This window comes from Pseudoduganella sp. UC29_71 (genome assembly GCF_042693265.1).
GTDB lineage: Bacteria > Pseudomonadota > Gammaproteobacteria > Burkholderiales > Burkholderiaceae_D > Rugamonas.
Genome location: NZ_CP170549.1, coordinates 218,414 through 245,413, shown reverse-complemented (window position 1 = coordinate 245,413; position 27,000 = coordinate 218,414). Strand labels below are relative to the sequence as shown.

Sequence of the window (27,000 nt, the reverse complement as noted above, 5' to 3'; positions counted from 1 at the left end):
CAGACGATGACCAGTACTTCCAACACTGGTTCCCGTCGCCACTTTGCCGGGGCCGCTGCGGCCCTGGCGCTGAGCACCGCCGCCCTCGTGGCGGCGGCGCCAGCAGCGATGGCGGCCGAGACCAAGCCCGTACGTTTCATCCTGGTGGGCGACTCCACCATGGCCAACAGCAGCGGCTACGGCGATGCACTGTGCGCGCGCATCAACCGCAGCGACACCTGCATCAACCTGGCCCGGGGCGGCCGCAGTTCCGGCAGCTTCCGCGCCGAAGGCCGCTGGGATGAAGTGCAAGGGCTGCTGCGCGGATCGGCCGCCTATCGCGCTACCTATGTGTTGATCCAGTTCGGCCACAACGACCAGCCGGGCAAGCCCGGACGCTCGACCGACCTGGCTACCGAATTCCCCGCCAACATGGCACGCTACGCGCAGGAAGTGAAAGCGCTGGGCGGCGTGCCGGTGCTGGTAACACCGCTGACGCGCCGCACCTTCAAGGGCGACGTTTTGGAAAACAACCTGCAGCCGTGGGCCGACGTTGTGCGCAAGATCGCCGCGCAGGAAAACGTGCCGCTGATTGACCTGAACGCCAAGAGCCACGCCGCTGTGCAGGCCATGGGGCAGGATGAAGCCGACACGCTGGCCGTGGTGCCGCGTCCCGCCAACTACATGGCGCCCGCCGTGCTGCCCGGCACCGCGCCCGCTGGTGGCGCCGGTGCAGCCGCCACCGAGCCGCAAGGCGCGCCCAAGAGCGCCTTCGATCGCACCCACCTCGGCGTCAAGGGCGCCAACTACTTCGCGCGCATGGTGGAAGACGAGCTGAAAGCTGTCATCCCCGCCGTCGCCCGCGAATTCCGTGCCGAGGGCCAGCAATGATACGCAGCGCCGCACGCGCGGGCCTGCCCGCAGCGCCCGGCATCGGCGGTGAGCTGCGCAAGCCGGCGCGCGCCGCAATGCACGCCACAATGCGCGGGACCATGCACGCGACCATGCGCGCCACAATGCGCACGGCGGCGCTGGCGGCCGCCGTGCCGCTGGCCGTCCTGCTCGCCCTGCCGAGCGCGGCCCAGGCGCCCGCGCGTGCCATGTCCCCAGCCGCACAGCCCACGCCCGCTGCGCGGCCCGACGCGGCGAGCGCCAACGCGGCAGACAGCAGCACCGCCGCCCGCGCCACGCCCAGCACAGGCACCGCCCGTCCGCAGCTGAGCGCCGCGCAAGCCGCGCAGTACTCGTACAGCGAAGTGCTGAAATACGCCGGCCCCGCCGGCAACGAGCGCATCGATCCTTGGGACCCGCTGGCCGACCCGCTGGCCCAAGGCGCCACCTTCACGCCAACCTACATTGTCGACGCCGCCGCCAAGGCCGACGGCGTCAAGACCTTCAACACCGTGCAGGCCGCCGTCAGCCGCGCCGCAGCCGCAGGCCAGCGCCAGCGCCTGTACATCCTGCTCAAGCCCGGCGTGTACAAAGAGCTGGTCTACGTCCCCGCCAGCGCCGCCCCGATCACCCTGTACGGCGAAGGCGCCGACGCCGCCGCCACCAGGATCACCGCCAAGCTGGACGCCGCCACCACCGGCGCCAGCTACACCGCCCAATACGCCGGCCAGTTCGCCTCCGCCGATCCCGTCATCCAGGCCATGCACGCCATCGTCAAGGAGCGCGCGGCAGCCGGCAACGGCAACATCGGCACTTTCGGCTCCATGACGGTGTGGGTGCAGAACAACGGCTTCCAGGCCCGCAACCTCACCATCGAAAACGGCTACAACAAGGACACCGGCAACGCCCGCGAAGAATGCGGCGAACGTCCCTGCGGCAAGACCGACATCAACCCGCAACAGAACGTGGTGCACCACCAGGCCGTGGCGCTGCAGGTGGAAGGCGCCGACAAGGTACAGTTCGAGAACGTCCGCCTGATCGGCTTCCAGGACACGCTGTTCCTGCGCGCGGCCGACACCCGCGTGACGGTGCGCAGCTTCTTCAACAAGTCCTACATCGAAGGCGACGTCGACTTCATCTTCGGCGACAGCACGGCCTACTTCCACGACACCGAAATCAAGTCGCTGGGCGACCGCAGCACCTCCTACGTCGGCGCCCCCAACACCAACCACAAGACCCGCTACGGCCTGGTGTTCGACCACTGCCGCTTCACGCACGACGGCTCGCCGTTCGCGCTGGCCGGCAAGTTCTACCTGGCGCGCCAGTGGTTCCACAACTCGCGCTGCACGCCCTACGGCAAGGTACCGCTGCCCGGCTACGCCTGCGTGCTCGGCGCAGCGAGCCAGTTCAAGTCCCCGTCCGGCACCATCACGTCCACCGTGCTGGAAACCGTCGGCAAGATGGCCGTGCTCAACTCCCGCATCGGCGCGCACATCAACCGCGACACCCCATGGTCTGACTGGAACCGCAACGGCACGCTGTCCTACCGGCCCGCGCAGTTCAACTCGGACGACTACTGGGCCAACCTCAAGGGCGCCGGCATCGACCCGCTAAAAGACCTCGGCTACGCCGGGCAGCCCGCCCCGGCGGACAGCTACCTGGCCGAATACAACAACACCTATGAATAACGGAGATCGTATGAGCAAGACCATCAACCAGCAGCGCCGCAGCGTGATGAAAGCCGCGTCGGCCACCAGCCTCGCGCTGGCGGGCGGCGTGCCCGCGCTGGCCAGCGCCGCCACTGCGGTGGACCCGTGGGAGCGCGCGGCGGACATCGTCAAGCGCCTGTCCAAGCCGCCGGTATTCCGCAAGCAGGACTTCGACGTCACCAAATACGGCGCCGCCACCTGCAAGCTGGTCAAGGTAGAAGCCTGGAAGTCCTTCGAAGAGCAGGACGAAATGAACACCCCGGCACCCGGCGCGAAAGACTGCTACCCCGCCTTCGCCGCCGCCATCGCCGCGTGCAGCAAAGCCGGCGGCGGCCGCGTGGTCATTCCGGCCGGCGACTGGTACTGCGCCGGCCCCATCGTGCTGCTGTCCAACGTGAACGTGCACCTGAAAGCCGGCGCCCACATCTACTTCAGCAACCAGCCGGCCGACTACGCCAAATACGGCGACTTCGACTGCGGCAAGAACGGCAAGCTGGTGATCACGCGCTGGCAGAGCAACGACTGCCTGAACTTCGCCTCGCCCATCTACGCCTACGGCCAGGACAACATCGCCCTCACCGGCGAAGACTGGACCAGCATCATCGACGGCCAGGGCGGCGTGCCGTTCAACAGCGCCGGCGACTGCTGGTGGACCTGGAAGGGCAAGACCCGCACCAAGAACTCGGTGGCGGAAAACTCGGTGCCCAACTTCGGCCCAGGCAAACTGGCCGGCAATATCGAAAACCCCGCCAACCCGGCCTCGCTGGCCGAAGTGGCGCCCAACCTGACCGAAGAAGAACGCCTGCAGATCCAGGGCGAAGGCGGCAAATGGCGCGCCGACGAACAGTACCTGCCGGCGCTGTCCGAAGCCGGCGTGCCGCTGGCCAGGCGCGTGTTCGGCCTGGGCCACTACCTGCGTCCGTCCATGGTGCACATCATCAGCTGCACCAACGTGCTGCTGCAGGGCTACCAGGTGCAGCACACCCCGTTTTGGCAGCACCACCCGGTCCACTGCCGCAACATCGTCATCCGCAAAGTGCACGCCGTCAGCCACGGCCCGAACAGCGACGGCTTCGACCCCGAAGCATGCGACCACGTGCTGGTCGAAGGCTGCACCTTCGACGCCGGCGACGACTGCATCGCCATCAAGGCCGGCAAGAACCAGGACACGCATTTCGGCCCCTCGCAGAACATCGTCATCCAGGACTGCATCATGCACAGCGGCCACGGCGCCGTCACGCTGGGCAGCGAAATGGCGGGCGGCATCCAGAACGTCTACGCGCAAAACCTCGTGTTCCAGAACGCCCACTGGAAGACCAACCCGCTCAACACCGCCATCCGCCTGAAGACCAACCTGAACCGCGGCGGCTACCTGCGCAACTTCTACGTGCGCAACATCAGCATCCCGAACGGCGTGCAGACCAGCCCCGCGTTCTACGCCTCGCTGCCGGGCTCCCCGATCCAGTCGCGCACCGTGGCCACGGCCGCCGGCGCGGTGGTGACTTTCGACTGCGACTACGCCCCGATCGCCGACACGGTGCGCACCCGCCCCCCGGTGGTGGACAACATCCACATCTCGAATGTGAAGGTGGGGAATGTGGAAGCCAAGGGCGGCAAGCAGGCATCGTGCTACCAGGCCGTGGTGATCCTCGGCCCGGTCGCCTCCGACTACAACGGCCGCGCGCCGATGCCGACCGTGGTGCCGGTCACCAACGTCACCATCAGCGACTGCGACTTCGGCACGCCCGCCAGCACCGAATCGCCATGGTTCCTCTACAACGTGAAAGGCCTGAAGCTCAACAACGTCACCATTGGCGGCAAAGTCCACAACACCGACCTCTCCGCCTAAAGCGAGCTGAGCCGCATTCGATGGGGCAAAAAAAAAGCGCCGTGAGGCGCTTTTTCTTATCCTTTGAACCGTGTTTCCACGACGCCTTTGACGCCGGGCCGCAGCAGCACCACGGCGCCGCCCCATTCCGCGTCTTCCGGCTTGCCGGAGGGGATGGAGGTGACCAGCAGCGTTGCCATGTCGGCGCCGCCGAAGGCGCACATGGAGGGCTTGGCGAAGGGGACGTCGACGCGGCGGTCGAACTTGCCGTCCGCCGTGAAGCGCAGCAGGCAGCCGGCGTCGTTGGCGCAGGTCCAGTAGCCGCCTTCGGCGTCCACCGCTGCGCCGTCGGGACGGCCCACGTGCTGGTTCAGGTCGGCGAACACGCGGCGGTTCGACGGCACGCCGCTGGCGGTGTCGTAGTCGAACGCCCAGACCAGCCGGCTGCTGGGGTGCGAGTCGGACAGGTACATGGTGCGCCCGTCGGGCGACCAGGCCAGGCCGTTCTGCGTCACCAGCCCGGACACCACCGGCGCGGACAGGCCCTGCTCCGCGCTGTAGCTGTACAGCTCGCCGATCGCGCGCGCGGCCGCCATGTCCATGAACATGGTGCCGCTCCAGAAGCGCCCCTGGCGGTCGGTGCGGCCGTCGTTGAAGCGCATGCCTTCGCCCAGCGTGGCGGGACGCGCCAGGCGGGTTTCCCCGGCTTGCTCGCCCTCGCCCAGCTCAAGGCTGAACAAGCCCGTTTCCATGCCGGCGATCAGGCCGCCGCTTTCCTTGGGCGCGACGCAGGCCACCATCTCGGACGTGCTCCAGTAGCGCAGCGCGCCACTGTTCCCGTCCAGATGCCAGACCCGCTTCGACACGATGTCCACCCAGTACCAGGCCGCGCTGTGCGCGTCCCAGACCGGGCTTTCACCGACCTTGCATTGGATGTCGCTTACGCGTTCCATACCAGGTCGCCGTCTTCCACGCGCGGAATCGCCAGCGGGTTGCCGTCGGCCAGCGCTTCGGCCAGCAGTTCGGCCGGCACGTCCTGGTAGCTCACCGGACGCAGGAAGCGGTCGATGGCGGAGGCGCCAACGGAGGTGCTGCGGCTGTCCGAGGTGGACGGGAACGGGCCGCCGTGCACCATGGCGTGCGACACTTCCACGCCGGTGCCGAAGCCGTTGAACAGCACGCGGCCGGCCTTGCGCTCCAGCGTCGGCATCAGGCGCTTGGCGAACGGCAGGTCGGCTGCGGTGGCGTGCACGGCTGCGGTCAGCTGGCCTTCCAGGTGCTCGGCCACGCGCACCACTTCGTCTTCGTTGCGGCAGCGGATCAGCAGCGAGGCCGGTCCGAAGATTTCGCCTTCCAGGTCAGGGTTCGACAGGAAGGTTTCGGCCGCCACTTCGTACAGCGCCGCTTGCGCGCCGCATGGCAGCGCGCCGGTCTGGCCCTGGCCGACCAGCTTCACGCCAGGGATCGCGGCCAGCTTGGCCACGCCCGACGAGTAAGCCTGGTGGATGCCCGGGGTCAGCATGGTCTGCTGCGCCTTGGCGGCCAGCGCGGTGGCCACGCCTTCGGTGAACGCTTGCAGCAGCGGGCCGTCCACGCCGATCAGCAGGCCTGGGTTGGTGCAGAACTGGCCGGCGCCCAGCGTCAGCGAATCGACGAAGGCTTGCGGCAGCTTGGTGTTTTCCAGCGCGCCTGCCAGCAGGAACACGGGGTTGATACTGCTCATTTCAGCATAAACAGGAATCGGCTCGTGGCGCGCTGCGGCGGTGCGCATCAGCGAGGTGCCGCCGGCGCGCGAGCCGGTGAAGCCCACGGCCTTGATGGCGCGGTGCGCCACCAGGTTCTGGCCGACGCTCACGCCGGAGCCGATCAGCATCGAGAACACGCCTTCGGGCATGTCGCATTCGATGGCGGCTTTCTGCACGGCGCGGGCCACCAGTTCGGAGGTACCCAGGTGCGCCGAGTGCGCCTTGACCACGACCGGGCAGCCGGCCGCCAGCGCGGAGGCGGTGTCGCCGCCGGCTACCGAGAAGGCCAGCGGGAAGTTGCTGGCGCCGAACACGGCGACCGGACCCAGGCCGATCTTGCGCAGGCGGATGTCCGAACGCGGCGGGGTACGGTCCGGCAGCTTCGAGTCCAGCGTGGCGGACAGGAAGCGGCCGTCGCGCACCACCTTGGCGAACAGGCGCAGCTGGTTGCAGGTGCGGCCGCGCTCGCCTTCCAGGCGGGCTTGCGGCAGGCCGGTTTCCTGCATCGCGCGTTCGATCAGCGCTGGACCGATGTCCATGATGCGGTCGGCGATGGTTTCCAGGAAGCGGGCGCGCTGCTCCAATCCGGTTTCACGATAACGGTCGAACGCCTGTTCGGCCAGCGCGCAAGCTTGCTGCAGCTCGGCTTCGCCACCCAGCCCGAAGGCCGGTTCGATTTGCTCGTTGCGGGAAGGATCGGTCGCTTTGATCGTACCTTCCTGGCCGCGTACTACGTTACGGCCGATAATCATTTCACCGGATACTTGCATAACTACTCCTTAGATTATTGCGCGCCCTGTGCGCGCATCAGTTTTTCCAGCATTGCACATTCTTCTTCGGTCAGGTCGGTCAGCGGTGCGCGCACCGGACCGGCGTCGTAACCGGCGATCTTGGCGCCAGCCTTGACGATCGATACTGCGTAGCCCGATTTGCGGTTGCGGATCTCCAGGTACGGCAGGAAGAACTCGTCCAGCATCTTGTTCTGCGCAGCGTGGTCGTCGTTGGCGACGGCGTGGTAGAAGTCCATGGCCAGCTTCGGCATGAAGTTGAACACGGCCGACGAGTATACCGGCACGCCCAGCGCCTTGTAGGCGGCAGCGTAGACTTCCGCGGTCGGCAGGCCGCCCAGGTAGCTGAAGCGGTCGCCCATGCGGCGCCAGATCTGCATCATCAGTTCGATGTCGCCCAGGCCGTCCTTGAAGCCGATCAGGTTAGGGCAGCGGTCGGCCAGCTTTTCCAGCGAGTCGGCGTTCAGGCGGCACACGTTGCGATTGTAGACCACTACGCCGAAGTCCACCGAGGCGCACACCTCTTCCACGTGGCGCATCAGGCCGTCCTGGCTCGCTTCGGTCAGGTAGTGCGGCAGCAGCAGCACGCCTTGCGCGCCCAGGCGCTCGGCTTCCTGCGCGAAACCGATGGCGGCGCGGGTGGAACCGCCGGCGCCGGCCAGGATAGGCACTTTGCCTTTGCAGGTGTCGACGGCGGTCTTGATGACGTCGCTGTATTCGTTGTTGGTCAGCGAGAAGAACTCGCCGGTGCCGCCGGCGGCGAACAGCGCGCTGGCGCCGTACGGGGCCAGCCATTCCAGGCGCTTGGCGTAGGTGTCGGCGCGGAAGTTGCCCTGCGCGTCGAAGTCGGTGACCGGGAAGGACAGCAGGCCGGACGAAAGGATGGTTTTAAGGTCATTAGGATGCATGTCTTCTTCTCCAGTGGGGACTAAAAATGGCTAGGCGCCGAATTGTTGTATGACATCGTACAACTATAATCGAAGTCGGGCAAGCGTTTTGATGCAGCTTTTTAGTCCTTATCCTTTAGGAAACATCAGGAAACATCGGCGGGGACCACTTCCTGCTGGGCGCGCCGCAGGCGTTCGCGGCTATTGCTCAGGTGGGTGCGCATGGCGGCGCGCGCCCCTTCCGCATCCTGGCGCGCGATGGCGTTGTAGATATTCTCGTGCTCGCGGTTCACGCGTTCCAGGTAATGGGCCGGGTCGTCGTGCGCCAGCTGCGCCGAATTGACGCGGGCGCGCGGAATGATGGTGGTGCCCAGGTCGGTCAGGATGTCGACGAAATAACGGTTATTGGTTGCCTGCGCGATCAGCAGGTGGAACTGCACGTCCGCCTCCACCGAGCCGCCGTCCAGGATGCGCTGCAGCGCCTCGCCCATGGCGGCCAGTTGCGCTTCGCTGCGGCGCGAGGCGGCCAGCCAGGCCGCTTCGGTCTCCAGGCTGATGCGCAGCTCGAGGATGGACAGCACGTCGCCGATGGTGCGCACGGTGTCCGGCGAGATGCGCAGCGCGGCCGGCTGCGGCTCCAGCACGAAGGTGCCGATGCCGTGCTTGGTCTGCACCAGCCCGGCTGCCTGCAGGTGCGAAATCGCCTCGCGCACCACGGTGCGGCTCACTCCGTGCATCTCCATGATGACGGATTCGGTCGGCAATTTGTCGCCCGGCTTCAGCTGTCCGCCCGTGATGCTGGCGGTAATGCTCTCCACCACGCCCTGCGCAAGATTGCGATGGCGCTTTTTGGGAGGCTGCAGGGCGTTGACGGCGGCGATGTCGTTCATGGCTAGGTCGATTCGAATGAAGCCTTGATTATAGCAGTTGTATGACAACTTTTCCTCGCCCTGCCCTGGTGCGCAATCCCAGGCAAACAGGGCGGCATGCAGCCCGCCCAAAAAAAACGGCAACCTGAAACAGGCTGCCGTATAAAAGGCGCGTGCCATGGGGAACACGCTCCGGGAAGCAAACATCGGGGTGGGCGCCCGACAGACCGGCCTGCCGGGCGCCCGGTACTACACTTGCTCGTTACAGCCGCGTGTTACAGGTGCGGCGCGATCTGCGGCAGCAGGTCGTCGAAGGTGCGGCCGGTGCCGTTTTCGCCGATTGCGTGCATTTTCCATTCGCCGTTGTGGCGGTACAGCTTGGCCATGATCTGGGCCGAGTGCTTGCCCTGCACGGACAGGTTGAAGCGCGCCACTTCCTTGCCGTCGGCCGCGTTGATCAGGCGGCAGTAGGCGTTCTGCACCTGCTCGAAGGTCTGGCCGGTGAAGCTGTTGACCGTGAACACGATGCTCTTCACGTTGGCCGGCACGCTGCTCAGCGACACGCTGATCTGTTCGTCGTCGCCGTCGCCGGCGCCGGTGCGGTTGTCGCCGCTATGGACCACGCTGCCGTCCTGGCTTTTCAGCTGGCGGAACCAGACCACGTCCAGCGGGCGGTTCTCGGTGTCGAACAGCACGCACGAGGCGTCCAGGTCCACTTCCGCGCTGCCGCCGCCGAAACCGAAGAAGCCCTTGCTCTTGACGGCGTCCCAGCCCAGTCCCATCACCACGCGCGACAGCGCGCTGCCGGCTTCCTTGTCCAGAGAGATCTTCTGGCCTTTTTGCAAATTGACTGACATAGCTACCTCCTAGTTTATTGTCCGGTTCCGCGCACCCAGCCCAGGAAACCCTGGCGGCTGCGCGAACACACCAAAATCTTGCCCTGGCCCGAGAAGCGCAGGACCATGCCCTCGCCGCTGGTCTGGCTGTTCACCAGATTGCTCAGGAAGCCGCCGCTTTGCGAGGTCGCCACCGACATCTCGTAGCGCAGCGAACTGTCCCAGCACACCACGTGCGAGTTATCGATCGTCACGTCCTTGCCCGGCTCCACTTCCAGCTGCGAGATCGAACCGAAGCCCGACACCGCCAGCTGGCCGCTGCCCTGCGTCTCCGTGATGAAGAAGCCGCCGCTTTGTGCAAACAGCGCGTTGCCCAGGCTTTGCGTGCGCACCTTCAGCTCGACGCCGGAGGTGGCCGCCACGAAGGCGCCGTCGCTGATCATGTACTGGCGCGGGCCGACGTCCACCACCTGCATCGCGCCCGGCAAGGTGGGCGACAACAGGCAATCGCCGTTGCCGCGCACCGCTTCGATGTGCTGCTGGAAGAACGATTCACCGTTGGCAAAGGTGCGCATGATGGCGCTGCCGATACCGCCTGTGATCTTGCCCTTCAGCTCCAGCGCCGATTCCATCATCACCATCGCGCCGGACTCGCAGTAGATCTTTTCGCCCTGCCGCAGCGAGACGTGCAGGAAGGGATCGACATCCCCTGTAACGGTGAACACCGGCATGATTACACCGCGACGCCGAAGGACGAAGCCAGCGCGCCCAGGCCGCCTTTGTAGCCCTGGCCGACAGCGCGGAATTTCCAGTCGCCGCCGTTGCGGTACACCTCGCCGAACACCAGCGAGGTCTCGGTGGAACCGTCTTCGGACAGGTCGAAGCGGGCGATCTCGGTGTTGCCGGCGGCGTTCACGCAGCGCACGAAGGCTTTCTGCACCTGGCCGAAGTTCTGGCGGCGGGAATCGGCTTCGTGGATGGTGACGCAGATCGCGATGCGGTCCACTTCGGCCGGCACCTTGGACAGGTCGATGGTGACGGTTTCGTCGTCGCCGTCGCCGGCGCCGGTGCGGTTGTCGCCCGAGTGCGTCACCGAGCCGTCGCTCGATTTCAGGTTGTTGTAGAAGATGAAGTCGTTGTCGGCGCGAACCTTGCCGTCAACCTTCAGCAGGAAGGCGGAGCTGTCGATGTCGAATGCCGCGCCGTCCGTATTGCGGATATCCCAGCCCAGGCCTACGACCATCTTCGACAGGCCCGGAGCTTCTTTGCTCAGATTAACGTTACCGCCTTTTTGCAGACTGATTGCCATGATTTGTGACTCCTAAAGTAGTTGAACACCTTGCTGCATGCGCGGCGGGCCGGTGTTCTATGGGCGCGCCGCGTTTTCTTTACACCGCTCAGGCAGCGACGCCGAGCGCTTCTTGCTGCTTGCGGTGGCGTACCGACGACCAGATGGAGGCCCCGATGAACGCCACACCGATCAGACCCGTGAAAATCTCGGGAATGTGGAACTTGATACTTGCCAGCATGATCACCGCCAGGATGCCGATGGCGTAGTGCGCGCCGTGCTCCAGGTAGACGAATTCGTCCAGCGTGCCCTTCTCGACCAGGTAGATGGTCATGGAGCGCACGAACATCGCGCCGATGGCCAGGCCCAGCATGATGATGACCACGTCGTTGGTGATGGCGAACGCGCCGATCACGCCGTCGAAACTGAAGGACGCATCCAGCACTTCCAGGTACAGGAAGCCACCGATACCGCCGCGCTTGACCATGTCGCCCACGTTGCTGCCTTCTTCCTCCGATTCGAGCAGGCTGCTCAAGCCGTCAACCGCCACGTAGATCAGCACACCCCACAGGCCGGCGATCAGCACGATCAGCTTCTGGCCTTCTTCCACCATGCCCAGGCAGGCCAGCAGCGCGCCGATGGTGACCATGACGGAGACCGACGACATCTTGCCCAGCGAACCCAGCTTCTTCTCGACATTGCCCAGCCAGTGCGTTTCCTTGTCCTTATCCAGCAGGAAGTTCAGGAACACCAGCAGCAGGAAGGCGCCGCCGAATGCCGCCACTTCAGCGTGGTGGTTGGTCAGGTGGGTGGAATAGGCTTTCGGGTCGTTCAGCGCCAGCGTCCACACTTCACCCAGGCTGAGATCGGCCGCGACGGCCACGATCACCAGCGGGAACAGCAAGCGCATGCCGAACACGGCGATGATGATGCCCACGCCCAGGAACAGCTTTTTCCAGAACGCATCCCAGGTCTTCAGCACCGAGGCGTTCACCACCGCGTTGTCGAAGGACAGCGAAACTTCCATCACCGCCAGGATCGTGGCGATGCCCAATGCCGTGAGCGCGCCGCCCCAGCCCGTATGTTCGTAACCCCACCAGCCCGCAACTGCAAGACAGATGAAGGAGACAATGAATGACACTCTGAAGTGTTTCATCTGTATTTCCTTTCTTATTGATGAATGTGATGCAGTGTAGAGATTTCCGCTTCGTTTAAAAATAGAAGATAATCGAAGTATTACTTCTGAAAAGCAGAACCATGAAAACAGCGGGCATCAACTTCAGGCATCTATTTTTCTTCTGGAACGTGGCCAAGGAAGGCAGCGTCACGCGCGCCGCCGAGCGCCTGGGCCTGGCGGTGCAGACCGTCAGCACGCAGCTGTCCCAGCTCGACCAGCAGCTCGGCACCGCCCTGCTCAAGCAGCAGGGCCGGCGCCTGGTGCCCACCGAAGCGGGCCGCGTGGCGCTCGACTATGCGGACCAGATCTTCCAGCTGGAAGACCAGCTGCAGCAAGCGCTGACGGACGTGGACGCGGGCCGCATGCGGCTTTCCGTGGGCATCTCGGACTCGCTGCCCAAGCTGGTGGCCTACCGCCTGCTGGAAATGACGCAGCACCTGAGCAAGAAGGTAAAGCTCATCTGCATGGAAAATGAATTCGATTCATTGCTGGCCGACCTGGCGTTGAACAAGCTGGACGTGGTGCTGACCGACCGCGCCGTGCGCGCCACGCCCAGCCTGCGCGTGTTCAGCCACTTGCTGCTGGAAAGCGAGATGCAGCTGTTCGGCGCGCGCAAGCTGGCGGCCAAATACCGGCGCAATTTCCCGCACAGCCTGAACGGCGCGCCGCTGCTGCTGCCCACGCGTAACAACGCGCTGCGCGGCCGCATCGACGCCTGGTTCGTGCGGCACGGCGTGCGGCCGGACGTGGTGGGGGAATTCGAGGACAACGCCATGCTCAACACTTTCGGCCGCAACGGCATGGGCCTGTTCTTCGCGCCGTCCGTGCTGGGGCACGACATCCAGGAGCAGTTCGGCGCCGTCCACGTGGGCGACGCGCCCGAGCTGAAGGAACAGTTCTACGCCATCTCGAACGAGCGCAAGATCAAGCATCCGGCGGTGGAAGCCATCCTGGAAGAGCTGCACACGGGCGCGTTCACCAGCGAGCCCTGAGGCGCTACAGCCCGCGTTCCGCCATGAAGTCGATGAAGGCGCGCAGCCGGGGCGTGAGGTGGCGGCCGGAGGGCCACAGCAGGCGGAAGGTGATGGTGCGGTCCACGTAGTCGTCTAGCACCGTGCGCAGCGTGCCGGCCGCCAGCTCGGCGCGCACCGCGAAGGCCGGCAGGCAGGCGATGCCCAGTCCCTGCAGGGCGAACCAGACCCGCGTTTCCGCGTTATCGCAGATCATGGAAGTGGGCAGGCGCGGCTCGGCTTCGCCCGCCTCGCGCAGCAAGGGCCACACTTCCAGCTTGCCGGAATTCGGAAAGCGGTAATGCATGCACGGATGGCCGGCCAGGTCGGCCGGCCGCTGCGGCACGCCGTGCTGCGCAAAGTAGACCGGGGAACCGACGATGACGGTGGCGAAGCTGCCCAGCTGGCGCGACGACAGCCGCGAGTCCAGCAGTTCGCCGGTGCGCACCACCGCGTCGTAGCCCTCCTCCACCACGTCCACCATGCGGTCGGTGAATGACAGGTCCAGCTCAACGGCAGGATAGGCGCGCATGAAGTCGGCCAGCACGGGCAGCACCAGCCCGCTCACCAGCGGCAGGCTGACGCGCAACCGGCCCTTGGGCACGCTGGCCGACTGCGACAGTTCCTGCTCGGCGGCCTCGATCTCGGCCAGCACGCGGCGGCTGCGCTCGAGCAGCATCATGCCCTCCGCGGTGAGCGTCATGCTGCGCGTGCTGCGGTGGAACAGCCGCACGCCCAGGCGCTCCTCCAGCCGCGCCACGCTCTTGCCGATGGCCGATGCGGAAATACCCAGCGCCCGGCCCGCCGCCACGAAGCTGCGCGTCTCGGCCACCTGCACAAATACATTGAATCCGCTCAGACTTTCCATTGCCGCTCCGATTCAGGACAAGACTGTCCGTAAAGTCGGGAAGTCTAGCCCACTTTTTCCGCAGCCGCAGGAACGGTACTGTGGCCGGACTTTCCATTACCGGGCTACGCCATGACCAAACCTGCTCCCACCTTCCCGCTTTCCGGCCTGCTTGCGCTGGCCACGGCGGGCTTCATCACCATCCTCACCGAAGCGCTTCCCGCCGGCCTGCTGCCGCAGATGGGCGCCAGCCTCGATGCCAGCGGCGCCATGGTCGGGCAGCTAGTCACCAGCTACGCGCTGGGCTCCCTGCTGTGCGCCATACCGCTCACTGCCGCCACGCAGGGCGTGCGCCGCAAGCGGCTGCTGCTGGCCACCATCGCCGGCTTTGCGCTGGTGAACGGCGTTACCGCGCTGTCCACCAGCTACCCGCTGACGATGGCGGCGCGCTTCGTCGCCGGCGTGTTCGCCGGCATGCTGTGGGCGCTGCTGGCAGGCTACGCGGTGCGCATGGTGGCGCCGCAGCACAAGGGCCGCGCCATGGCCGTGGCCATGGCCGGCATCCCGGTCGGGCTGTCGCTCGGCGTGCCGGCCGGCACGCTGCTGGGCGCCACGCTGGGCTGGCAGTACGCGTTCGGCATCATGAGCGCGATGGCGCTTGCGCTGATCGCGTGGGTGACGGTGGCCGTGCCGGACTTTCCCGGACAGAGCGGCCCGCGCCGCGCGCCGGTCGGCCAGGTGCTGGGCATCAGCGGCGTCAAGGCGGTGCTGGCCACCACCTTCGTCTACGTCCTCGCGCACAACATCCTGTACACCTATATTTCGCCCTTCCTGGCGCCCGCAGGCCTGGAACGCAAGGCCGATGCCGTGCTGTTCATCTTCGGCGCCGCGTCCATCGTGGGGCTGTGGCTGGCCGGCCTGCTGATCGACCGCCGCCTGCGCGCCGTGGTGCTGGCCAGCACCGCTGCGTTTGGCCTCGCTGCCATGGCGCTCGGCTTGTGGGGCACCCATCCGGCTGCGGTCTATATTGCGGTGGGCGTGTGGGGTGTGGCCTTCGGCGGCGCGCCAACCTTCTTCCAGACGGCGCTGGCCAACGTGGCAGCCAACGTGGCGGCTAACGAGGGGAACAGCGCGGGCGATGTGGCGCAGTCGCTGCTGGTGACCAGCTGGAACCTGGCCATTGCGGGCGGCGGGCTGTTCGGCGGCTTGCTGCTGAGCGCAGCGGGCGCGGGTTCGCTGCCGTGGACGCTATGCCTGCTGCTGGCCGGCGCGCTGGCGATTGCGGCGCACTCCAGGCAGCACGCCTTCCCGGCGCGCTGAAGCTCAGGCGCGGTACTGCGCGGCCAGCGCGTCCATGCCGGCCAGCGCATAGCGCAGCAGGTCGTCCGCCAGCTGCGCGGGCTCGCCGCCCAGTCCGGGCAGCACGCTGGTGCGCAGCTCGGCCGGCGCCAGCAGCATGGCGAGGCACGGCGCCATGGTGAAGAACAGGCTGCGCTGCATGGCCGGATGCGTAGGCGGCAGGCCGACAATACGGCTGACAATGCCGATCAAGACCATGGCTTTCGGTGCGATGGCCTGCTGCACCAGCGCCGGCGCATGCTCGCTCGGCGACAGCAGTTCGCGCACCACCACCCGGCTGCCCCAGTGCGCGCGCGGCCCGGTCACGTGCTCGACGATGCGGCTGATGATGGCGCGCAGCTGCGCGCGCGGATCGTCCACGGCCGCGGCCAGCGCATGCATCTCCTCCAGGCGCAGCAAGTGGTTGTGCGCCTCCACCAGCACCGCCTCGTACAAGCCGCCACGGCTGCCGAAGTGGTAATTCACCGATGCCATGTTCACGCCCGCGCGGGTGCAGATTTCCTTGCTGGTGGCGTCGGCAAAGCCGCGTTCCGCGAACACCTGGCCCGCTATATCGAGGATGGCATTGCGCGTCGCGTCGCCGTCGGAACGGGCGGCGCGCGCCGGCGCGGCGGAAGGTTTAGGCTTGGTGGTAGTCATGGGGCGACATTGTAGGGGATTTCACTAATTTAAATTCAAATTTAAATTTGATGTACAATTCTCGCATACTTTGGGACCGGAGGGCTGCAATATGAACAAGAAGATCATCATCGGCACAGTACTGCTGCTGTCAGGCGTGGCGGCGGCGTGGTATGCCATGCGTCCGGCTCCGGGGGAGAATGGGCTGGTCCTGTACGGAAATGTGGACGTGCGCCAGGTGTCGCTGGCGTTCAATGGCAGCGAGCGCATCGCCACTCTGGCGGTGCAGGAAGGCGACCGCGTGAACGCGGGACAGGTGCTGGGCAGGCTCGACACCACCACGCTGGAACTGCGCATCGCCGAGTCGCGCGCGCAGGCAGCGGCGCTGGAGCAGACACTGGCGCGGCTGCGCGCCGGCAGCCGGCCGCAGGAGGTGGGCCAGGCGCGCGCGCAGACGGCGGAGGCGCAGGCCGAGGCGGACGTGGCGGCCAAGAGCCTGGTGCGCCTGCAAGGGCTGGCGCAAGGCCCGGTGGGCCGCGCGGTGAGCCTGCAGGACGTGGACAATGCGGCGGCGCGCAGCAAGGCGGCGCAAGCGCGGCTGGAGGGGGCGCGCAAGGCGCAGGAACTGGTGCAGGCCGGCGCGCGCAAGGAGGACGTCGCGCAGGCCGAGGCGCAGCTGGAAGCGGCGCGCGCGCAAACGGCCGTGCTGGCGCAGCAGTTGAAGGACGCGGAACTGCGCGCGCCCATCGCGGCCGTGGTGCGGGCGCGGCTGATGGAACCGGGCGACATGGCATCGCCGCAGCGGCCGGTCTACACGCTGGCCATTACCGATCCGAAGTGGGTGCGCGCCTACGTGCGGGAGGCGGAACTGGGCCTGGTGAAGCCGGGCATGGCGGCCAGCATCGCCATCGACAGCCTGCCGGGCCGGGCGATCGCGGGCAAGGTGGGCTATATCTCGTCGGTGGCGGAGTTCACGCCGAAGACGGTGCAGACGGAGGACCTGCGCACCAGCCTCGTTTATGAGGTGCGCGTGCTGGCGGAGGACAAGGAAGACCGCCTGCGTTTGGGCATGCCAGCCACGGTGCGCATCGCGCGCCCTGCCGCGCAGGCGCAGAGATGACTGCCTTGGCGGCAACCGCCGGCGCGGCGGGAGGCGCGCCCGGCCTGGCCCTATCCGGCTCGGGCCTGTGCAAGCGCTTCGTGGTGAAGGAAACCGGGCGCGCGGTGGACGCGTTGGGCGGCGTGTCGCTGGCTGTCCCGGCGGGCGCGCTGACGGCGCTGGTGGGGCCGGACGGCGCGGGCAAGACGACGCTGCTGCGGCTGGCGGCCGGGCTGATGTCGCCCAGCGCGGGCGAACTGCAGGTGCTGGGCATCGACGTGGCGCGCCACCCGCAGCAGGTGCAGGACCGCATCAGCTACATGCCGCAGCGCTTCGGCCTGTATGAAGACTTGAGCGTGCAGGAAAACCTGGACTTGTACGCGGACCTGCACGGCGTGCCGGCCGATGTGCGGCGCGAGCGTTTCGCGCGGCTGCTGCACATGACGGACCTGCAGCGCTTCACGGAGCGGCCGGCGGGCAAGCTGTCCGGCGGCATGAAGCAGAAGCTGGGACTGGCCTGCACGCTGGTGCGCTCGCCCGAGCTGCTGCTGCTCGACGAGCCGACCGTGGGCGTGGACCCGCTGTCGCGGCGCGAGCTGTGGGACATCGTGCAGCAGCTGGTGGACGAGCAAGGGCTGACGGTGGTGGTGAGCACGTCCTACCTGGACGAGGCGGAACGCTGCGCGCATGTCTGCGTGCTGCATGAAGGGCTGGTGCTGGCGTCCGGCACACCGGAATCCATCCGCAGCCGCGCGCAAGGCTTGTGCTACTTGGCTACGCCCCCGGCAGGGGTGACGGCGCGCGCGCTGCAGGCGCGGCTGCTGGACGCCAGCGCCAGCATCGTCGACGCCGTGCCGGAGGGCGGCAAGGTGCGCTACATCGTGCGCAGCGGCGCCGCACCGCAAGCCGTGGCCGAGCTGCTGCAAGGCGCCGCCACCGCCGCCGCCGAGGCACGCCTGGAAGACGGCTTCATGCTGATCCTGCGCGAACAGAAACGCAGCCCCGAGCGCGACCGCAGCGGCGGCGGGAGCGGCGGCAGCAAAACGGTGCTGGCGTCTGCCGCCGGGCAGGCGCACGAAGCGGCGGGCGAGCCGGTCATTGAGGTGCGCGACCTGGTGCGCAAGTTTGGCGACTTCACGGCCGTCTCAAGCACCAGCTTCAGCGTGGCGCGCGGCGAGATCTTTGGCCTGCTGGGGCCGAACGGCGCTGGCAAGACGACCACTTTCCGCATGCTGTGCGGCCTGCTGCCGGCCAGCAGCGGCTTCCTGCAAGTGGCGGGCATGAACCTGCGCCACGCGCGCGCCGAGGCGCGCCGCAAAGTCGGCTACGTGTCGCAGAAATTTTCCCTGTATGGCAATCTCACCGTGGCCGAAAACCTGAAATTTTTTGGCACGGCCTACGGCCTGCACGGCGAGCGCTTGCGCCAGCGCACTGCGGACGTGATGGCGCAATTCCAGCTTGCCGGCCAGGAAGACATGGCCAGCGGCCAGCTTCCCGGCGGCTTCAAGCAGCGCCTGCAGATGGCCATCGGCCTGCTGCACTCGCCCGAGATCCTGTTCCTGGACGAGCCTACCAGCGGCGCCGATCCGCTCGCGCGGCGCGAGTTCTGGCGGCGCATTACGGCGCTGGCGGCGGCTGGCGTGACGGTCATCATCACCACCCACTTCATGGAGGAAGCTGAGTACTGCGACCGCATCGTGATCCAGGACGCGGGCAAGCTGCTCGCCATCGGCACGCCGCAGCAAGTGCGCGAGCAGGCCGGCGGCGCGGCAGGCATGGAGCAGGCATTCATCGGCATCGTTGAGCAGAACCGGCAGGGAGGCCCGCAATGACGCGACAAAAAGAGCCCGGCAGCAGCGATGGCGGCGCCAGGCTGCGCGCGCTGGTGCGCAAGGAATTCCGGCAGTTGCTGCGCGATGCCAGCAATCTCGCCATCGGCGTAGCCCTGCCCATCGTGCTGATCCTGATTTTCGGCTACGGCCTGTCGCTGGACGTGAAGAACGCGCCGGTGGCCGTGGTGCTGGAAGACGCCTCCCCCACCGCCGCCAACGCCGTCGCTGGCTTGATGAACACCACCGCCGTCGCGCCCGTGCTGCTGGGCTCCATGCGCGAAGCCGAGCAGCTGATGACCGAGCGCCGCGTGGACGGCATCGTCCGCATCCCCGCCGACTTCTCGCGCCGCCTGGCGCAGGGCGACGCGCACGTGCAGGTGCTGGTCCACGGCACCGACGCCAACCGCGCCGGCATCATCCTGCAATACACCAGCGGCGCGCTGGCGCAATGGGGCGCCATCCAGGCCGACCGCCAGGGCCGCGAAGCGAACGCGCCCGCAGCCGCAGCCGCCGGCATGGTCACCATCGAACAGCGCATGTGGTACAACGCCGCCAACACCAGCACCTGGTACCTGGTGCCCGGCTTGATCGTCCTCATCATGACGCTGGTGGGTGCCTTCCTCACCGCGCTGGTGATGGCGCGCGAGTGGGAGCGCGGCACGCTGGAGGCGCTGTTCGTCACACCCGTGCGCCCGGGCGAGATCCTGCTGGCCAAGATCATCCCCTACGTCACGGTCGGCATGGGCGGACTGGCCCTGTGCCTGCTGGCCGCCCGCTTCCTGTTCCACGTGCCGATGCAAGGCTCGCTGGTCGTCCTGCTGCTGGCCTCCGTGCTCTACCTGTTCGTGGCGGTCGGCATGGGCCTGGTGATCTCCTCCGTCACGCGCAACCAGTTCCTGGCCAGCCAGGTTGCGCTGCTGAGCAGCTTCATGCCCTCGCTGATGCTGTCCGGCTTCCTGTTCGACCTGCGCAACGTGCCGCGCGTGATCCAGTACGTCGGCAACGCCCTGCCCGCCACCTACTTCATGGAACTGATCAAGACCCTGTTCCTGGCCGGGAACGTGTGGCCGCTGATCTTCAAGAACTGCGCCATCCTGGCCGCCTACGCCGTGCTGCTGCTCGGCGTGGCGCGCGCCGTCACCCGCAAGCAACTCGACTGAGGCCGTCATGTTCGCAACCGTCATCGCATCGCTGCGCCGTATCGCCAATATGTGCCACAAGGAGTTCCTGGCCGTGGTGAAGGACCCGAAAACGCGCGCCATCCTGTTCGTGCCCGCGCTGGTGCAAAGCATGCTGTTCGGCTACGCCGCCACCTTCGACCTGACCGACGCGCCCTATGTGCTGCTGGACCAGAGCCGCAGCGCCGCCTCCACCGAGCTGGTGGCCAGGCTGGAAGGCAGCGGCGTGTTCCGCCGCGTGGCCACCTTGCGCAGCCAGGAAGGCATGGCGCGCGCCATCGAAACGCACCAGGCCATGCTGGCCGTGCAGATCGGCCCGCGCTTCGAACAGCAGCTGTACGCCGGCGAAGCCGCCCCGGTACAACTGATACTGGACGGCCGCAACTCCAACACGGCCGGATCGGCCGCCGGCTTCGTCAGCCAGGTGGTAGCAGCCTACAACGCCGACTGGGCGCGGCGCCACGGCGGCAGCGGCGCCGCGCTCACCGTGGACGCGCGTGCCTGGTACAACCCCAACCTGGAAACGCGCTGGAACATGCTGCCCGGGATGGTGGCGGCGCTCAGCATGCTGCAAACGCTGCTGCTGTCGGCGCTGTCGGTGGCGCGCGAGCGCGAACAGGGCAGCTTCGACCAGCTGCTGGTCACGCCCATGTCGCCGCTGGAAATCATGGCCGGCAAGGCGCTGGCGCCGGTGCTGATCGGCCTGGCGCAATCGACCATCATCCTGCTGGTGACGGCGCTGTGGTTCAAGGTGCCGCTGGCTGGCTCGCTGCTCACGCTGTACGCGGGCCTGGGCCTGTTCACGCTGGCCAGCGTCGGCATCGGCCTGTCGATCTCGGCGGTGTCGCTCAATATGCAGCAGGCCATGCTGTACACCTTCGTGCTCATCATGCCGATGATGCTGCTGTCCGGCCTCACCACGCCGGTGCGCAACATGCCGCCGCTGCTGCAGACGCTCACGCTGGCCAACCCGCTGCGCTTCGCCATCGACCTGGTGCAGCGCGTCTACCTCGAAGGCGTGGGCCTGCGCGTGGTGGCGCTGGACCTGCTGCCCATGCTCGTCATCGCCGCGCTGACGCTGCCGCTGGCGGCCTGGCTGTTCCGCAACCGGCTCGCCTAGGACCGTGGCCGAAAGGCAATTTTGCGCCCGGATCGCCCGCGTCGGATAAGATGTAGGTTTCAACTACGGTCGCGCAAGCGATTTATATGGCTAATTTACTGCTGGTCCTGTTGGCGCTATTCCTGGTGGCGCTGAACGGTTTCTTTGTTGCCGCCGAATTCGGCATCGTCACTTTGCGCCGCACCCGCGTGCGCGCCATCGCCAAGACGCAAGGCCTGCGCGGCCGCATCCTGGCCAAGGTCCACGGTGAACTCGATGCCTATCTGTCGGCCTGCCAGCTGGGCATCACCCTCGCATCGCTGGGCCTGGGCTGGGTCGGCGAACCGGCTTTCGCCTCGCTGCTGGAGCCGGTGTTCTCGGCCCTCGGCGTCACCTCCCCGCAGCTGATTCATGGCGTGTCCTTCGTGTTCGCCTTCGTCACCATCTCCTTCCTGCACATCGTGGTGGGCGAGCTGGCGCCCAAATCGCTGGCCATCCGCCTGCCCGAAGCGGTGGGACTGTGGAGCGCCATCCCGCTGTACGGCTTCTACTGGGCGATGTACCCGGCCATCTGGGTGCTCAACGCCAGCGCCAACATGGTGCTGCGTCTGGCTGGCCTGTCCGGCGCCGGCCACGGCGATTCGCACTATTCAACCGAGGAGCTGAAGCTGATCCTGCGCACCAGCCAGCCCGGTGAAAAATTCAACAAGGACGAGCGCAACATCCTGGCGCACTCGCTCGACTTCAGCCAGCTGTCCGTGTCTGACCTGATGCGCCCCATCCATGAGGTGATCGCGCTGCACGCGTCCAAGTCCATGGAAGAAAACCTGCAGACCGTGGTGCGCAACCGCTTCAGCCGCTATCCGTACTACGACGAGGACGGCGAGACCGTGCTGGGCATGGTGCACCTGAAGGACCTGTTCTTCGCCGAGCAGTCCGGCAAGGCCATCACCTCGATGGCGCCCTTCCTGCGCCCGGTGGAAACCTATTCGGCGCGCACCCCGGCGCTGGAACTGTTCCGCCGCTTCAAGGACGGCGCGCCGCACTTCGCCCTGATCGGCGAGAAGGGCAAGCGTCCGGTGGGCTTCCTGACGCTGGACAACCTGCTGGGCGCCATGGTGGGCGAGATCCACGATGAGTTCCGCCTCAACGAAAACGACTGGCTCAAGCAGCCGGACGGCGCGCTGGTCGGCAAGGCCAGCCTGCCCATCGTGTCGCTGGAACGCGCGCTGGGCCTGGACATCGAAAACGAGGAGATGGGCCTGGAAGACATCGAATCGGTGGGCGGCATGGTGATGCTGAAGCTGGGCGACATTCCGAAACAGGGCCAGCGGGTGGAATTCAACGGCTTCGACATCGTGGTCAAGAAAATGACCGGCCCGCGCATCCTGCTGGTGAAGGTCATCCCGCGCCAGGCCCGCCACAGCGAGTCCGACGAACAGGATTAAACCCTACGCCGCGGTGCGTTCGTGATGTTCGAACGCGCTGGCCAGCACGCCCAGCACATGGGCGTCGTCGTCCGGCGTGGCAATGAATTTGAACACCGCGCCCAGATTGATGGCGTCGGCCAGCATGGCGGCGCTGTCGTCCCCCGTCAGCAGCACCCGCGCGGCGCGCGGATAGAGGCGCTTGATGCGTTCGAAGAAGTCCACCCCGCTGCCGCCCTCCGGCCCCTGCCCCGACACCACCACCCCGATTTCCCGGCTGGCCAGGATCTCGTATGCGTCCTCCAGCTTGCGCGCCGACAGCAGCTCGTACGGCGTGCCGTCCAGCAGGCGGCGGAAATGCGCCTGCACGCGCGGCTCGTGGTCCACCAGCAGCACCATGCGGTGCTTGCTGCGCTGCCCCATCAGCGGCAGTTCCAGCGCGGCGCCGCTGCGCAGCATGGCCACGATGCCGGGTTCGGCCAGCGGGCGGCTGAAGTAATAGCCCTGGATCTCGTCGCAACCCTGGCGCGCCAGCAGCTGCACCTGCCCTTCCGTCTCCACGCCCTCGGCAATGGCGCGCAAGCCCAGGCTGTGCGCCAGCCGTATCACCGAGGTCACGATGGAGCGGTCTTCCGGGTCGCTGGCCACGCCGCGCGTGAAGGACTGGTCGATCTTGAGCTTGTCGACCGGGAAGCGCTTCAGGTAGCTCAGGTTGGAATAGCCGGTGCCGAAATCGTCGATCGACATGGTGATGCCGATCCGCTTCAGGCGGTGCATCAGCGCGATCGACGCTTCCGGGTCCACCATGGACAGGCTCTCGGTCAGCTCGAATTCGATCAGCCCCGGTTCCAGGCGGTGGCGCTCCAGCACGTCGCACAGCATCTTTTCCAGGTCCTGGTGCGCGAACTGCGTGGCCGCCACGTTCACCGCCACCGGCACCACCGGCACGCCGGCGTCGATCCAGCCGCGCAGCGTGGCGCACACCTTGTCCAGCACCCAGCTGCCGATGGCGGTGATCAGGTTGCTTTCCTCGGCCACCGGGATGAACTGCATCGGCGGCACCAGGCCCAGTTCGGGCGACTGCCAGCGCAGCAGCGCCTCCAGGCCGATCACCTTGCCGGTGGCCAGTTCCACCTGCGGCTGGTAGTGCAGCACGAATTCGTCGCGCTGCAGGGCGCGCATCAGGCCCTGCTCCAGCGACACGCGCGCGTCCAGGCGCTGCTGCATCTCCTGCGTGAAGAACTGGAAACCGTTGCGGCCGGCCTCCTTGGCGCGGTACATGGCGATATCGGCTTGGCGCAGCAGGTCCTCGGCCTGGTCGCCGTCCTCCGGGTACAGGCTCAGGCCCATGCTGCCGGTAATGACGTGCTCCTGCCCGGCCAGCATCACCGGCCGCGCCAGCTGGTCGCCGATGCGTTCGGCGATCATGCCGGGCGTGGTGTCGCCCAGCGGGCTGTCAAGCAGCAGCACGAACTCGTCGCCGCCCAGGCGCGCCACGGTGTCGAAGTCGCGCACGCTGTGGCGCAAGGTCGAGGCCACCAGGCGCAGCAGCTGGTCGCCCACCGCGTGGCCCAGCGTGTCGTTGACCTGCTTGAATTTATCCAGGTCGAGGAAGACCACGGCCAGCCGCTCCTTGCGGCGCTCGGCGCGCCGGATGGCGTGCGCCAGGCGGTCCAGGAACAGCGCGCGGTTCGGCAGGCCGGTCAGCTGGTCGTGCGTGGCCTGGTGTTCCACGGCCTTCTGCTGCTGGCGGCGCTCCGTCACGTCGTGCGCCACGCTCATCACCGACTCGGCGTTGTTGAACCACAGGCGGCAGCCGAAATACTCCACGTCCACCAGCGAGCCGTCCAGGCGCAGCAGCTGCACCGCGCTGCGGGGCTGTTGCTGCGCCAGCGCGATATCGCTGTACAGGCCTTCGGCCAGCTGCGCGCGGAACTCGGCGGGAACGCGCGCCTCCGCCGCCGTGCCGAGCAGGCTATCCGCCGACGCGGCGCCGAACAGCAGCTGCGCGGCAGGGTTCATGAAAACGATGGTGCCGCCGCTGTGTATCCAGATCGCGTCGGGGATCAGTTCCACCAGCGAGCGGTAGCGCGCTTCGCTTTCCTCGATGTGGCTATTGAGCTGGCGCAGGTTCTGGTTGATGTCGTACAGCTCGCGGCTCTTCTGTTCGAGCAGCGCTTCCGCTTCCTTGCGCGCGGCGCGTTCGCGCAGCAGGCTGCGCGAAGCGACGGTGCTGACCGGCGTATCCGGCTGCATCACGCTGCCGCAACGGCCATGTGGAAGCGCGTGCGGTGCAGATTGTCTTGCCTCGGCAGGTCGGTGCGCGTGACGGTGATCGATTCGCCGAAGTGGGCGATGCAGCCGTCGATCAGGCCTGCGGCGAGGTCGGCGAAGCCGCGCGGGGAACTGTACAGCAACACCAGTTCGCCCGGCGCCGGCCGCTCGCAGGCCAGCTTGGGCAGCTCGGCGTCCGGATACAGCTTGCGCACTTCAACATGGATCACCTCGTCGATGCGGCTCAGGAAGTCGTAGGCATTCGTGGCGTCGGCGAACAGCGCCGGGTAGCCCACCGAGAAGCGCTGGAACAGGTGCTGGCCGAACATGTGCACCAGCGCCGGGATGGCCAGCCCGGTGGCGCTGGACAGCGCCATCACCAGCCGCACCAGCTCCGCGTGGTCGTAGGTGCCGACCGAGGTGTAGGCGCCGTCGTTGGGCAGCTGCGCTTCGGTGATGATGCGGTCCAGCATGTCGAGCCCCATGCGGGACTCGACCAGCTCCATAAATTCGGTGAATACGACGCCTTTCATGCGGCCTCCGGGTGCGAAACAGCGCCAAGTATAAACCGTGATTTAACAATCTGTCAGACCGGACGTCAGGCGGGCTTGCCGGTCCAGTTGCGCAGCAGCCCAAGCGCCACCGCCAGCAGCGTCGGCCCGATGAACAGGCCGACAAAGCCGAAGGCCAGCACGCCGCCCATGACGCCCAGCAGCACCAGCAAAAACGGCAGGCTGGAGCCGCGGCTGATCAGCATGGGCTTGACCACGTTGTCCACCCCGCTGATCAGGAACATGCCCCACACCAGCATGAAGATGCCCCAGCCGGTGCTGCCCTGGTTGAACAGCCAGATGGCGGCGCCGCCCCAGATCAGCGGCGGGCCGACCGGCACCAGCGAGAACAAGAAGGTGGCCACCGACAGCAGCGCCACGGCCGGCACGCCGGCGATCAGGAAGCCGATGCAGGCCACGGCCGCCTGCGCCAGCGCGGTGCCCAGCAGGCCGTACATCACGCCGCGCACGGTGCGGCTGACGGTGTCGGCCACCTCCACCGCGTGCTCGCCCATGATCTTTTCCATGCCCACGCGCAGCGCGCCGAGGATGGCGGCGCCGTCGCGGTACAGGAAGAAGCTGACGAAGGCGGCCAGGCTGACCTGGGCCACGCCGGTGCCCAGCACCACGCCGCTGCCCAGCAGGAAGTGGCGCGCCGGCTCCATGTAGCGCTTGGCCAGCGCCACCAGCTCCTCGCGGCTGCCGATGATCTTGCGCACGTAGGCGTCCGCCGCCTCGCCCACCATCGGAATCTCGCGCAGCCAGGCAGGCGGCGCCACGGTGCCGTCTTCCATGGCGGTGCGCAGGTGCTCGTATACTTCGCGCGCGCTGTCGGCAATGTTCCAGGTGACCAGGGCCAGCGGCAGGATGATGACCAGGATCAGCGACAAGGTCATGACGATGGCCGACAGCGTGTGCCGCTGGCGGCAGCGCCCCAGCAGCATCTGGTACAAGGGCCAGCTGGAGATGGTGATGGCGGCGGCGAACAGGATCGCGGCCAGGAAGGGGCGCAGCACCGCCAGGCAGCCGATCACCAGGAAGACGATCGCGGCCAGGCGGGTGTATGGTTGAAAGCGTTTTTCCATCGAGCCCCCGAAATGTTGTATCGGGGGCTAGCTTATCAGGAAAGCAGAAGTTTCAGGTCATGCGCGATAGGGGCAGGCCCCTGGCCGTGGCGCAGGAACAGGCGGATCTTGCCGTTCTTGTCGAAGACATAGCTGCCGGCGGTGTGGTCGATGGTGTAGCTGTCCGGGGTCTTGCCTTCCACCTTGTTGTAGATGACCTTGAATTCCTTGGCCACCTTGGCGGTCTGCTCGGGGGTGCCGTACAGGCCGACGAAGCGCGGATCGAAGGTCGGCGCGTACTGGGCCAGCAGTTCCTTGGTGTCGCGCGCCGGGTCCAGGGTGATGAACAGCACCTGCACCTGGTCGGCCTGCGGGCCGAGTTCCTTCATCACGCCGGCCATCTCGGCCATGGTGGTCGGGCACACGTCCGGGCACTGGGTGTAGCCGAAGAAGACCACCACCACCTTGCCCTTGTAGCTCTCCAGCGTGACCGGCTTGCCGGTGTGGTCGTTCAGCGAAAAACCCTGCGCGTAGCTCAGGCCCGTCAGGTCGGTGTTCTTGAAGGCCAGGCCGGAACCGGGGGCCTGTTTCTGGCAGCCGCCCAGGGCGAGCGCGATGCACAGCACGGCGAATAGTTTTTTCATG

24 protein-coding genes are annotated in these 27,000 nt (G+C 66.8%); 10 read left to right on the top strand and 14 right to left on the bottom strand.

The features are described 5' to 3' along the window. The first annotated feature begins 6 nt into the window (after positions 1-6). From ACFJI2_RS01125 to ACFJI2_RS01115, 3 genes are read left to right on the top strand one after another with little or no spacing between them, the layout of a single operon-like run. Positions 7-870, top strand: a complete 864-nt coding sequence (locus tag ACFJI2_RS01125; RefSeq protein ID WP_377703384.1) for a rhamnogalacturonan acetylesterase — start codon at positions 7-9, stop codon at positions 868-870. Beyond that, positions 867-2,558, top strand: coding sequence for a pectinesterase family protein (locus ACFJI2_RS01120; protein ID WP_377703383.1), 1,692 nt, complete (start codon positions 867-869; stop codon positions 2,556-2,558). Before ACFJI2_RS01125 ends, ACFJI2_RS01120 begins: the two co-directional genes overlap by 4 nt. A 10-nt stretch (positions 2,559-2,568) precedes the next feature. Then, positions 2,569-4,428, top strand: coding sequence for a glycoside hydrolase family 28 protein (locus ACFJI2_RS01115; RefSeq protein ID WP_377703382.1), 1,860 nt, complete (start codon positions 2,569-2,571; stop codon positions 4,426-4,428). 56 nt (positions 4,429-4,484) lie between these two features. Here the strand turns inward: ACFJI2_RS01115 and ACFJI2_RS01110 are convergent, their stop codons facing one another. The 8 genes from ACFJI2_RS01110 to ACFJI2_RS01075 all read right to left on the bottom strand — a co-directional run bounded on the left by ACFJI2_RS01110 (position 4,485) and on the right by ACFJI2_RS01075 (position 11,976). Then, on the bottom strand, positions 4,485-5,360 hold the full coding sequence (locus ACFJI2_RS01110; RefSeq protein WP_377703381.1) for an SMP-30/gluconolactonase/LRE family protein: 876 nt from the start codon (positions 5,358-5,360) through the stop codon (positions 4,485-4,487). After that, positions 5,348-6,922 (bottom strand): aldehyde dehydrogenase (NADP(+)), encoded by a 1,575-nt coding sequence (locus ACFJI2_RS01105; RefSeq protein WP_377703380.1) that lies wholly within the window; start codon positions 6,920-6,922, stop codon positions 5,348-5,350. The genes ACFJI2_RS01110 and ACFJI2_RS01105 overlap by 13 nt, the downstream gene beginning before the upstream one ends. A 14-nt stretch (positions 6,923-6,936) precedes the next feature. Further along, positions 6,937-7,848: a 5-dehydro-4-deoxyglucarate dehydratase gene (gene kdgD / locus ACFJI2_RS01100; RefSeq protein WP_377703379.1), complete on the bottom strand. Its 912-nt coding sequence runs from the start codon at positions 7,846-7,848 to the stop codon at positions 6,937-6,939. Between the two features lie 125 nt (positions 7,849-7,973). Continuing rightward, a complete protein-coding gene (locus ACFJI2_RS01095) occupies positions 7,974-8,717 on the bottom strand; it encodes a FadR/GntR family transcriptional regulator (protein ID WP_377703378.1) in 744 nt (247 codons plus the stop codon). 254 nt (positions 8,718-8,971) lie between these two features. Continuing rightward, on the bottom strand, positions 8,972-9,553 hold the full coding sequence (locus tag ACFJI2_RS01090; protein WP_107877216.1) for a TerD family protein: 582 nt from the start codon (positions 9,551-9,553) through the stop codon (positions 8,972-8,974). Positions 9,554-9,567: 14 nt separating this feature from the next. Continuing rightward, positions 9,568-10,263, bottom strand: a complete 696-nt coding sequence (locus ACFJI2_RS01085; protein WP_056398695.1) for a TIGR00266 family protein — start codon at positions 10,261-10,263, stop codon at positions 9,568-9,570. Between the two features lie 2 nt (positions 10,264-10,265). After that, positions 10,266-10,841, bottom strand: coding sequence for a TerD family protein (locus ACFJI2_RS01080; RefSeq protein WP_107877218.1), 576 nt, complete (start codon positions 10,839-10,841; stop codon positions 10,266-10,268). Positions 10,842-10,929: 88 nt separating this feature from the next. Further along, entirely contained in the window at positions 10,930-11,976 is a 1,047-nt protein-coding gene (locus ACFJI2_RS01075; protein ID WP_377703377.1) for a DUF475 domain-containing protein, read from the bottom strand. 101 nt (positions 11,977-12,077) lie between these two features. On the opposite strand from ACFJI2_RS01075, the gene nhaR reads away from it, so the two are divergent. Further along, positions 12,078-12,989 (top strand): transcriptional activator NhaR, encoded by a 912-nt coding sequence (nhaR, locus tag ACFJI2_RS01070; RefSeq protein ID WP_107877222.1) that lies wholly within the window; start codon positions 12,078-12,080, stop codon positions 12,987-12,989. A 4-nt stretch (positions 12,990-12,993) separates the two neighbouring features. Here the strand turns inward: nhaR and ACFJI2_RS01065 are convergent, their stop codons facing one another. Then, on the bottom strand, positions 12,994-13,875 hold the full coding sequence (locus ACFJI2_RS01065; protein WP_377703376.1) for a LysR family transcriptional regulator: 882 nt from the start codon (positions 13,873-13,875) through the stop codon (positions 12,994-12,996). A gap of 111 nt (positions 13,876-13,986) precedes the next feature. Between ACFJI2_RS01065 and ACFJI2_RS01060 the strand changes: the two genes are divergently transcribed. Next, entirely contained in the window at positions 13,987-15,174 is a 1,188-nt protein-coding gene (locus ACFJI2_RS01060) for an MFS transporter (protein WP_377703375.1), read from the top strand. Between the two features lie 3 nt (positions 15,175-15,177). Here ACFJI2_RS01060 and ACFJI2_RS01055 read toward each other — a convergent pair whose 3' ends face one another. Continuing rightward, a complete protein-coding gene (locus ACFJI2_RS01055; protein WP_107980792.1) occupies positions 15,178-15,852 on the bottom strand; it encodes a CerR family C-terminal domain-containing protein in 675 nt (224 codons plus the stop codon). 91 nt (positions 15,853-15,943) lie between these two features. Between ACFJI2_RS01055 and ACFJI2_RS01050 the strand changes: the two genes are divergently transcribed. The 5 genes from ACFJI2_RS01050 (at position 15,944) to ACFJI2_RS01030 (ending at position 22,487) form a co-directional block, all read left to right on the top strand. Further along, positions 15,944-16,951: an HlyD family efflux transporter periplasmic adaptor subunit gene (locus ACFJI2_RS01050; RefSeq protein ID WP_377703373.1), complete on the top strand. Its 1,008-nt coding sequence runs from the start codon at positions 15,944-15,946 to the stop codon at positions 16,949-16,951. Continuing rightward, a complete protein-coding gene (locus ACFJI2_RS01045; RefSeq protein WP_377703371.1) occupies positions 16,948-18,762 on the top strand; it encodes an ATP-binding cassette domain-containing protein in 1,815 nt (604 codons plus the stop codon). The genes ACFJI2_RS01050 and ACFJI2_RS01045 overlap by 4 nt, the downstream gene beginning before the upstream one ends. Then, positions 18,759-19,922 carry an ABC transporter permease gene (locus ACFJI2_RS01040; RefSeq protein ID WP_377703370.1) on the top strand — a complete coding sequence of 388 codons (1,164 nt, stop codon included), beginning with the start codon at positions 18,759-18,761 and terminating at the stop codon, positions 19,920-19,922. Before ACFJI2_RS01045 ends, ACFJI2_RS01040 begins: the two co-directional genes overlap by 4 nt. A gap of 7 nt (positions 19,923-19,929) precedes the next feature. Then, positions 19,930-21,060, top strand: coding sequence for an ABC transporter permease (locus tag ACFJI2_RS01035; protein WP_377703369.1), 1,131 nt, complete (start codon positions 19,930-19,932; stop codon positions 21,058-21,060). A gap of 86 nt (positions 21,061-21,146) precedes the next feature. Beyond that, positions 21,147-22,487, top strand: a complete 1,341-nt coding sequence (locus tag ACFJI2_RS01030) for a hemolysin family protein (RefSeq protein WP_377703368.1) — start codon at positions 21,147-21,149, stop codon at positions 22,485-22,487. 3 nt (positions 22,488-22,490) lie between these two features. Here the strand turns inward: ACFJI2_RS01030 and ACFJI2_RS01025 are convergent, their stop codons facing one another. The 4 genes from ACFJI2_RS01025 to ACFJI2_RS01010 all read right to left on the bottom strand — a co-directional run bounded on the left by ACFJI2_RS01025 (position 22,491) and on the right by ACFJI2_RS01010 (position 26,999). Further along, entirely contained in the window at positions 22,491-24,722 is a 2,232-nt protein-coding gene (locus ACFJI2_RS01025; RefSeq protein ID WP_377703367.1) for an EAL domain-containing protein, read from the bottom strand. After that, positions 24,722-25,273: a heme NO-binding domain-containing protein gene (locus ACFJI2_RS01020; RefSeq protein WP_377703366.1), complete on the bottom strand. Its 552-nt coding sequence runs from the start codon at positions 25,271-25,273 to the stop codon at positions 24,722-24,724. Before ACFJI2_RS01020 ends, ACFJI2_RS01025 begins: the two co-directional genes overlap by 1 nt. 65 nt (positions 25,274-25,338) lie before the next feature. Further along, positions 25,339-26,376 carry an AI-2E family transporter gene (locus ACFJI2_RS01015; RefSeq protein WP_377703365.1) on the bottom strand — a complete coding sequence of 346 codons (1,038 nt, stop codon included), beginning with the start codon at positions 26,374-26,376 and terminating at the stop codon, positions 25,339-25,341. Positions 26,377-26,411: 35 nt separating this feature from the next. Beyond that, on the bottom strand, positions 26,412-26,999 hold the full coding sequence (locus ACFJI2_RS01010) for an SCO family protein (protein ID WP_377703364.1): 588 nt from the start codon (positions 26,997-26,999) through the stop codon (positions 26,412-26,414). Position 27,000: the final 1 nt, after the last annotated feature.

Excerpts from the sequence above, each read along its gene's own strand:
- ACFJI2_RS01075 (WP_377703377.1), bottom strand. The coding sequence starts at position 11,976 with ATGAAACACTTCAGAGTGTCATTCATTGTCTCCTTCATCTGTCTTGCA.
- ACFJI2_RS01105 (WP_377703380.1), bottom strand. The coding sequence starts at position 6,922 with ATGCAAGTATCCGGTGAAATGATTATCGGCCGTAACGTAGTACGCGGC.
- ACFJI2_RS01025 (WP_377703367.1), bottom strand. The coding sequence starts at position 24,722 with ATGCAGCCGGATACGCCGGTCAGCACCGTCGCTTCGCGCAGCCTGCTG.
- ACFJI2_RS01045 (WP_377703371.1), top strand. The coding sequence starts at position 16,948 with ATGACTGCCTTGGCGGCAACCGCCGGCGCGGCGGGAGGCGCGCCCGGC.
- ACFJI2_RS01015 (WP_377703365.1), bottom strand. The coding sequence starts at position 26,376 with ATGGAAAAACGCTTTCAACCATACACCCGCCTGGCCGCGATCGTCTTC.
- ACFJI2_RS01050 (WP_377703373.1), top strand. The coding sequence starts at position 15,944 with ATGAACAAGAAGATCATCATCGGCACAGTACTGCTGCTGTCAGGCGTG.
- nhaR (WP_107877222.1), top strand. The coding sequence starts at position 12,078 with ATGAAAACAGCGGGCATCAACTTCAGGCATCTATTTTTCTTCTGGAAC.
- ACFJI2_RS01080 (WP_107877218.1), bottom strand. The coding sequence starts at position 10,841 with ATGGCAATCAGTCTGCAAAAAGGCGGTAACGTTAATCTGAGCAAAGAA.
- ACFJI2_RS01010 (WP_377703364.1), bottom strand. The coding sequence starts at position 26,999 with ATGAAAAAACTATTCGCCGTGCTGTGCATCGCGCTCGCCCTGGGCGGC.
- ACFJI2_RS01065 (WP_377703376.1), bottom strand. The coding sequence starts at position 13,875 with ATGGAAAGTCTGAGCGGATTCAATGTATTTGTGCAGGTGGCCGAGACG.
- ACFJI2_RS01020 (WP_377703366.1), bottom strand. The coding sequence starts at position 25,273 with ATGAAAGGCGTCGTATTCACCGAATTTATGGAGCTGGTCGAGTCCCGC.
- ACFJI2_RS01115 (WP_377703382.1), top strand. The coding sequence starts at position 2,569 with ATGAGCAAGACCATCAACCAGCAGCGCCGCAGCGTGATGAAAGCCGCG.
- ACFJI2_RS01120 (WP_377703383.1), top strand. The coding sequence starts at position 867 with ATGATACGCAGCGCCGCACGCGCGGGCCTGCCCGCAGCGCCCGGCATC.
- ACFJI2_RS01055 (WP_107980792.1), bottom strand. The coding sequence starts at position 15,852 with ATGACTACCACCAAGCCTAAACCTTCCGCCGCGCCGGCGCGCGCCGCC.
- ACFJI2_RS01095 (WP_377703378.1), bottom strand. The coding sequence starts at position 8,717 with ATGAACGACATCGCCGCCGTCAACGCCCTGCAGCCTCCCAAAAAGCGC.
- ACFJI2_RS01060 (WP_377703375.1), top strand. The coding sequence starts at position 13,987 with ATGACCAAACCTGCTCCCACCTTCCCGCTTTCCGGCCTGCTTGCGCTG.
- kdgD (WP_377703379.1), bottom strand. The coding sequence starts at position 7,848 with ATGCATCCTAATGACCTTAAAACCATCCTTTCGTCCGGCCTGCTGTCC.
- ACFJI2_RS01040 (WP_377703370.1), top strand. The coding sequence starts at position 18,759 with ATGACGCGACAAAAAGAGCCCGGCAGCAGCGATGGCGGCGCCAGGCTG.
- ACFJI2_RS01125 (WP_377703384.1), top strand. The coding sequence starts at position 7 with ATGACCAGTACTTCCAACACTGGTTCCCGTCGCCACTTTGCCGGGGCC.
- ACFJI2_RS01035 (WP_377703369.1), top strand. The coding sequence starts at position 19,930 with ATGTTCGCAACCGTCATCGCATCGCTGCGCCGTATCGCCAATATGTGC.
- ACFJI2_RS01110 (WP_377703381.1), bottom strand. The coding sequence starts at position 5,360 with ATGGAACGCGTAAGCGACATCCAATGCAAGGTCGGTGAAAGCCCGGTC.
- ACFJI2_RS01030 (WP_377703368.1), top strand. The coding sequence starts at position 21,147 with ATGGCTAATTTACTGCTGGTCCTGTTGGCGCTATTCCTGGTGGCGCTG.
- ACFJI2_RS01085 (WP_056398695.1), bottom strand. The coding sequence starts at position 10,263 with ATGCCGGTGTTCACCGTTACAGGGGATGTCGATCCCTTCCTGCACGTC.
- ACFJI2_RS01090 (WP_107877216.1), bottom strand. The coding sequence starts at position 9,553 with ATGTCAGTCAATTTGCAAAAAGGCCAGAAGATCTCTCTGGACAAGGAA.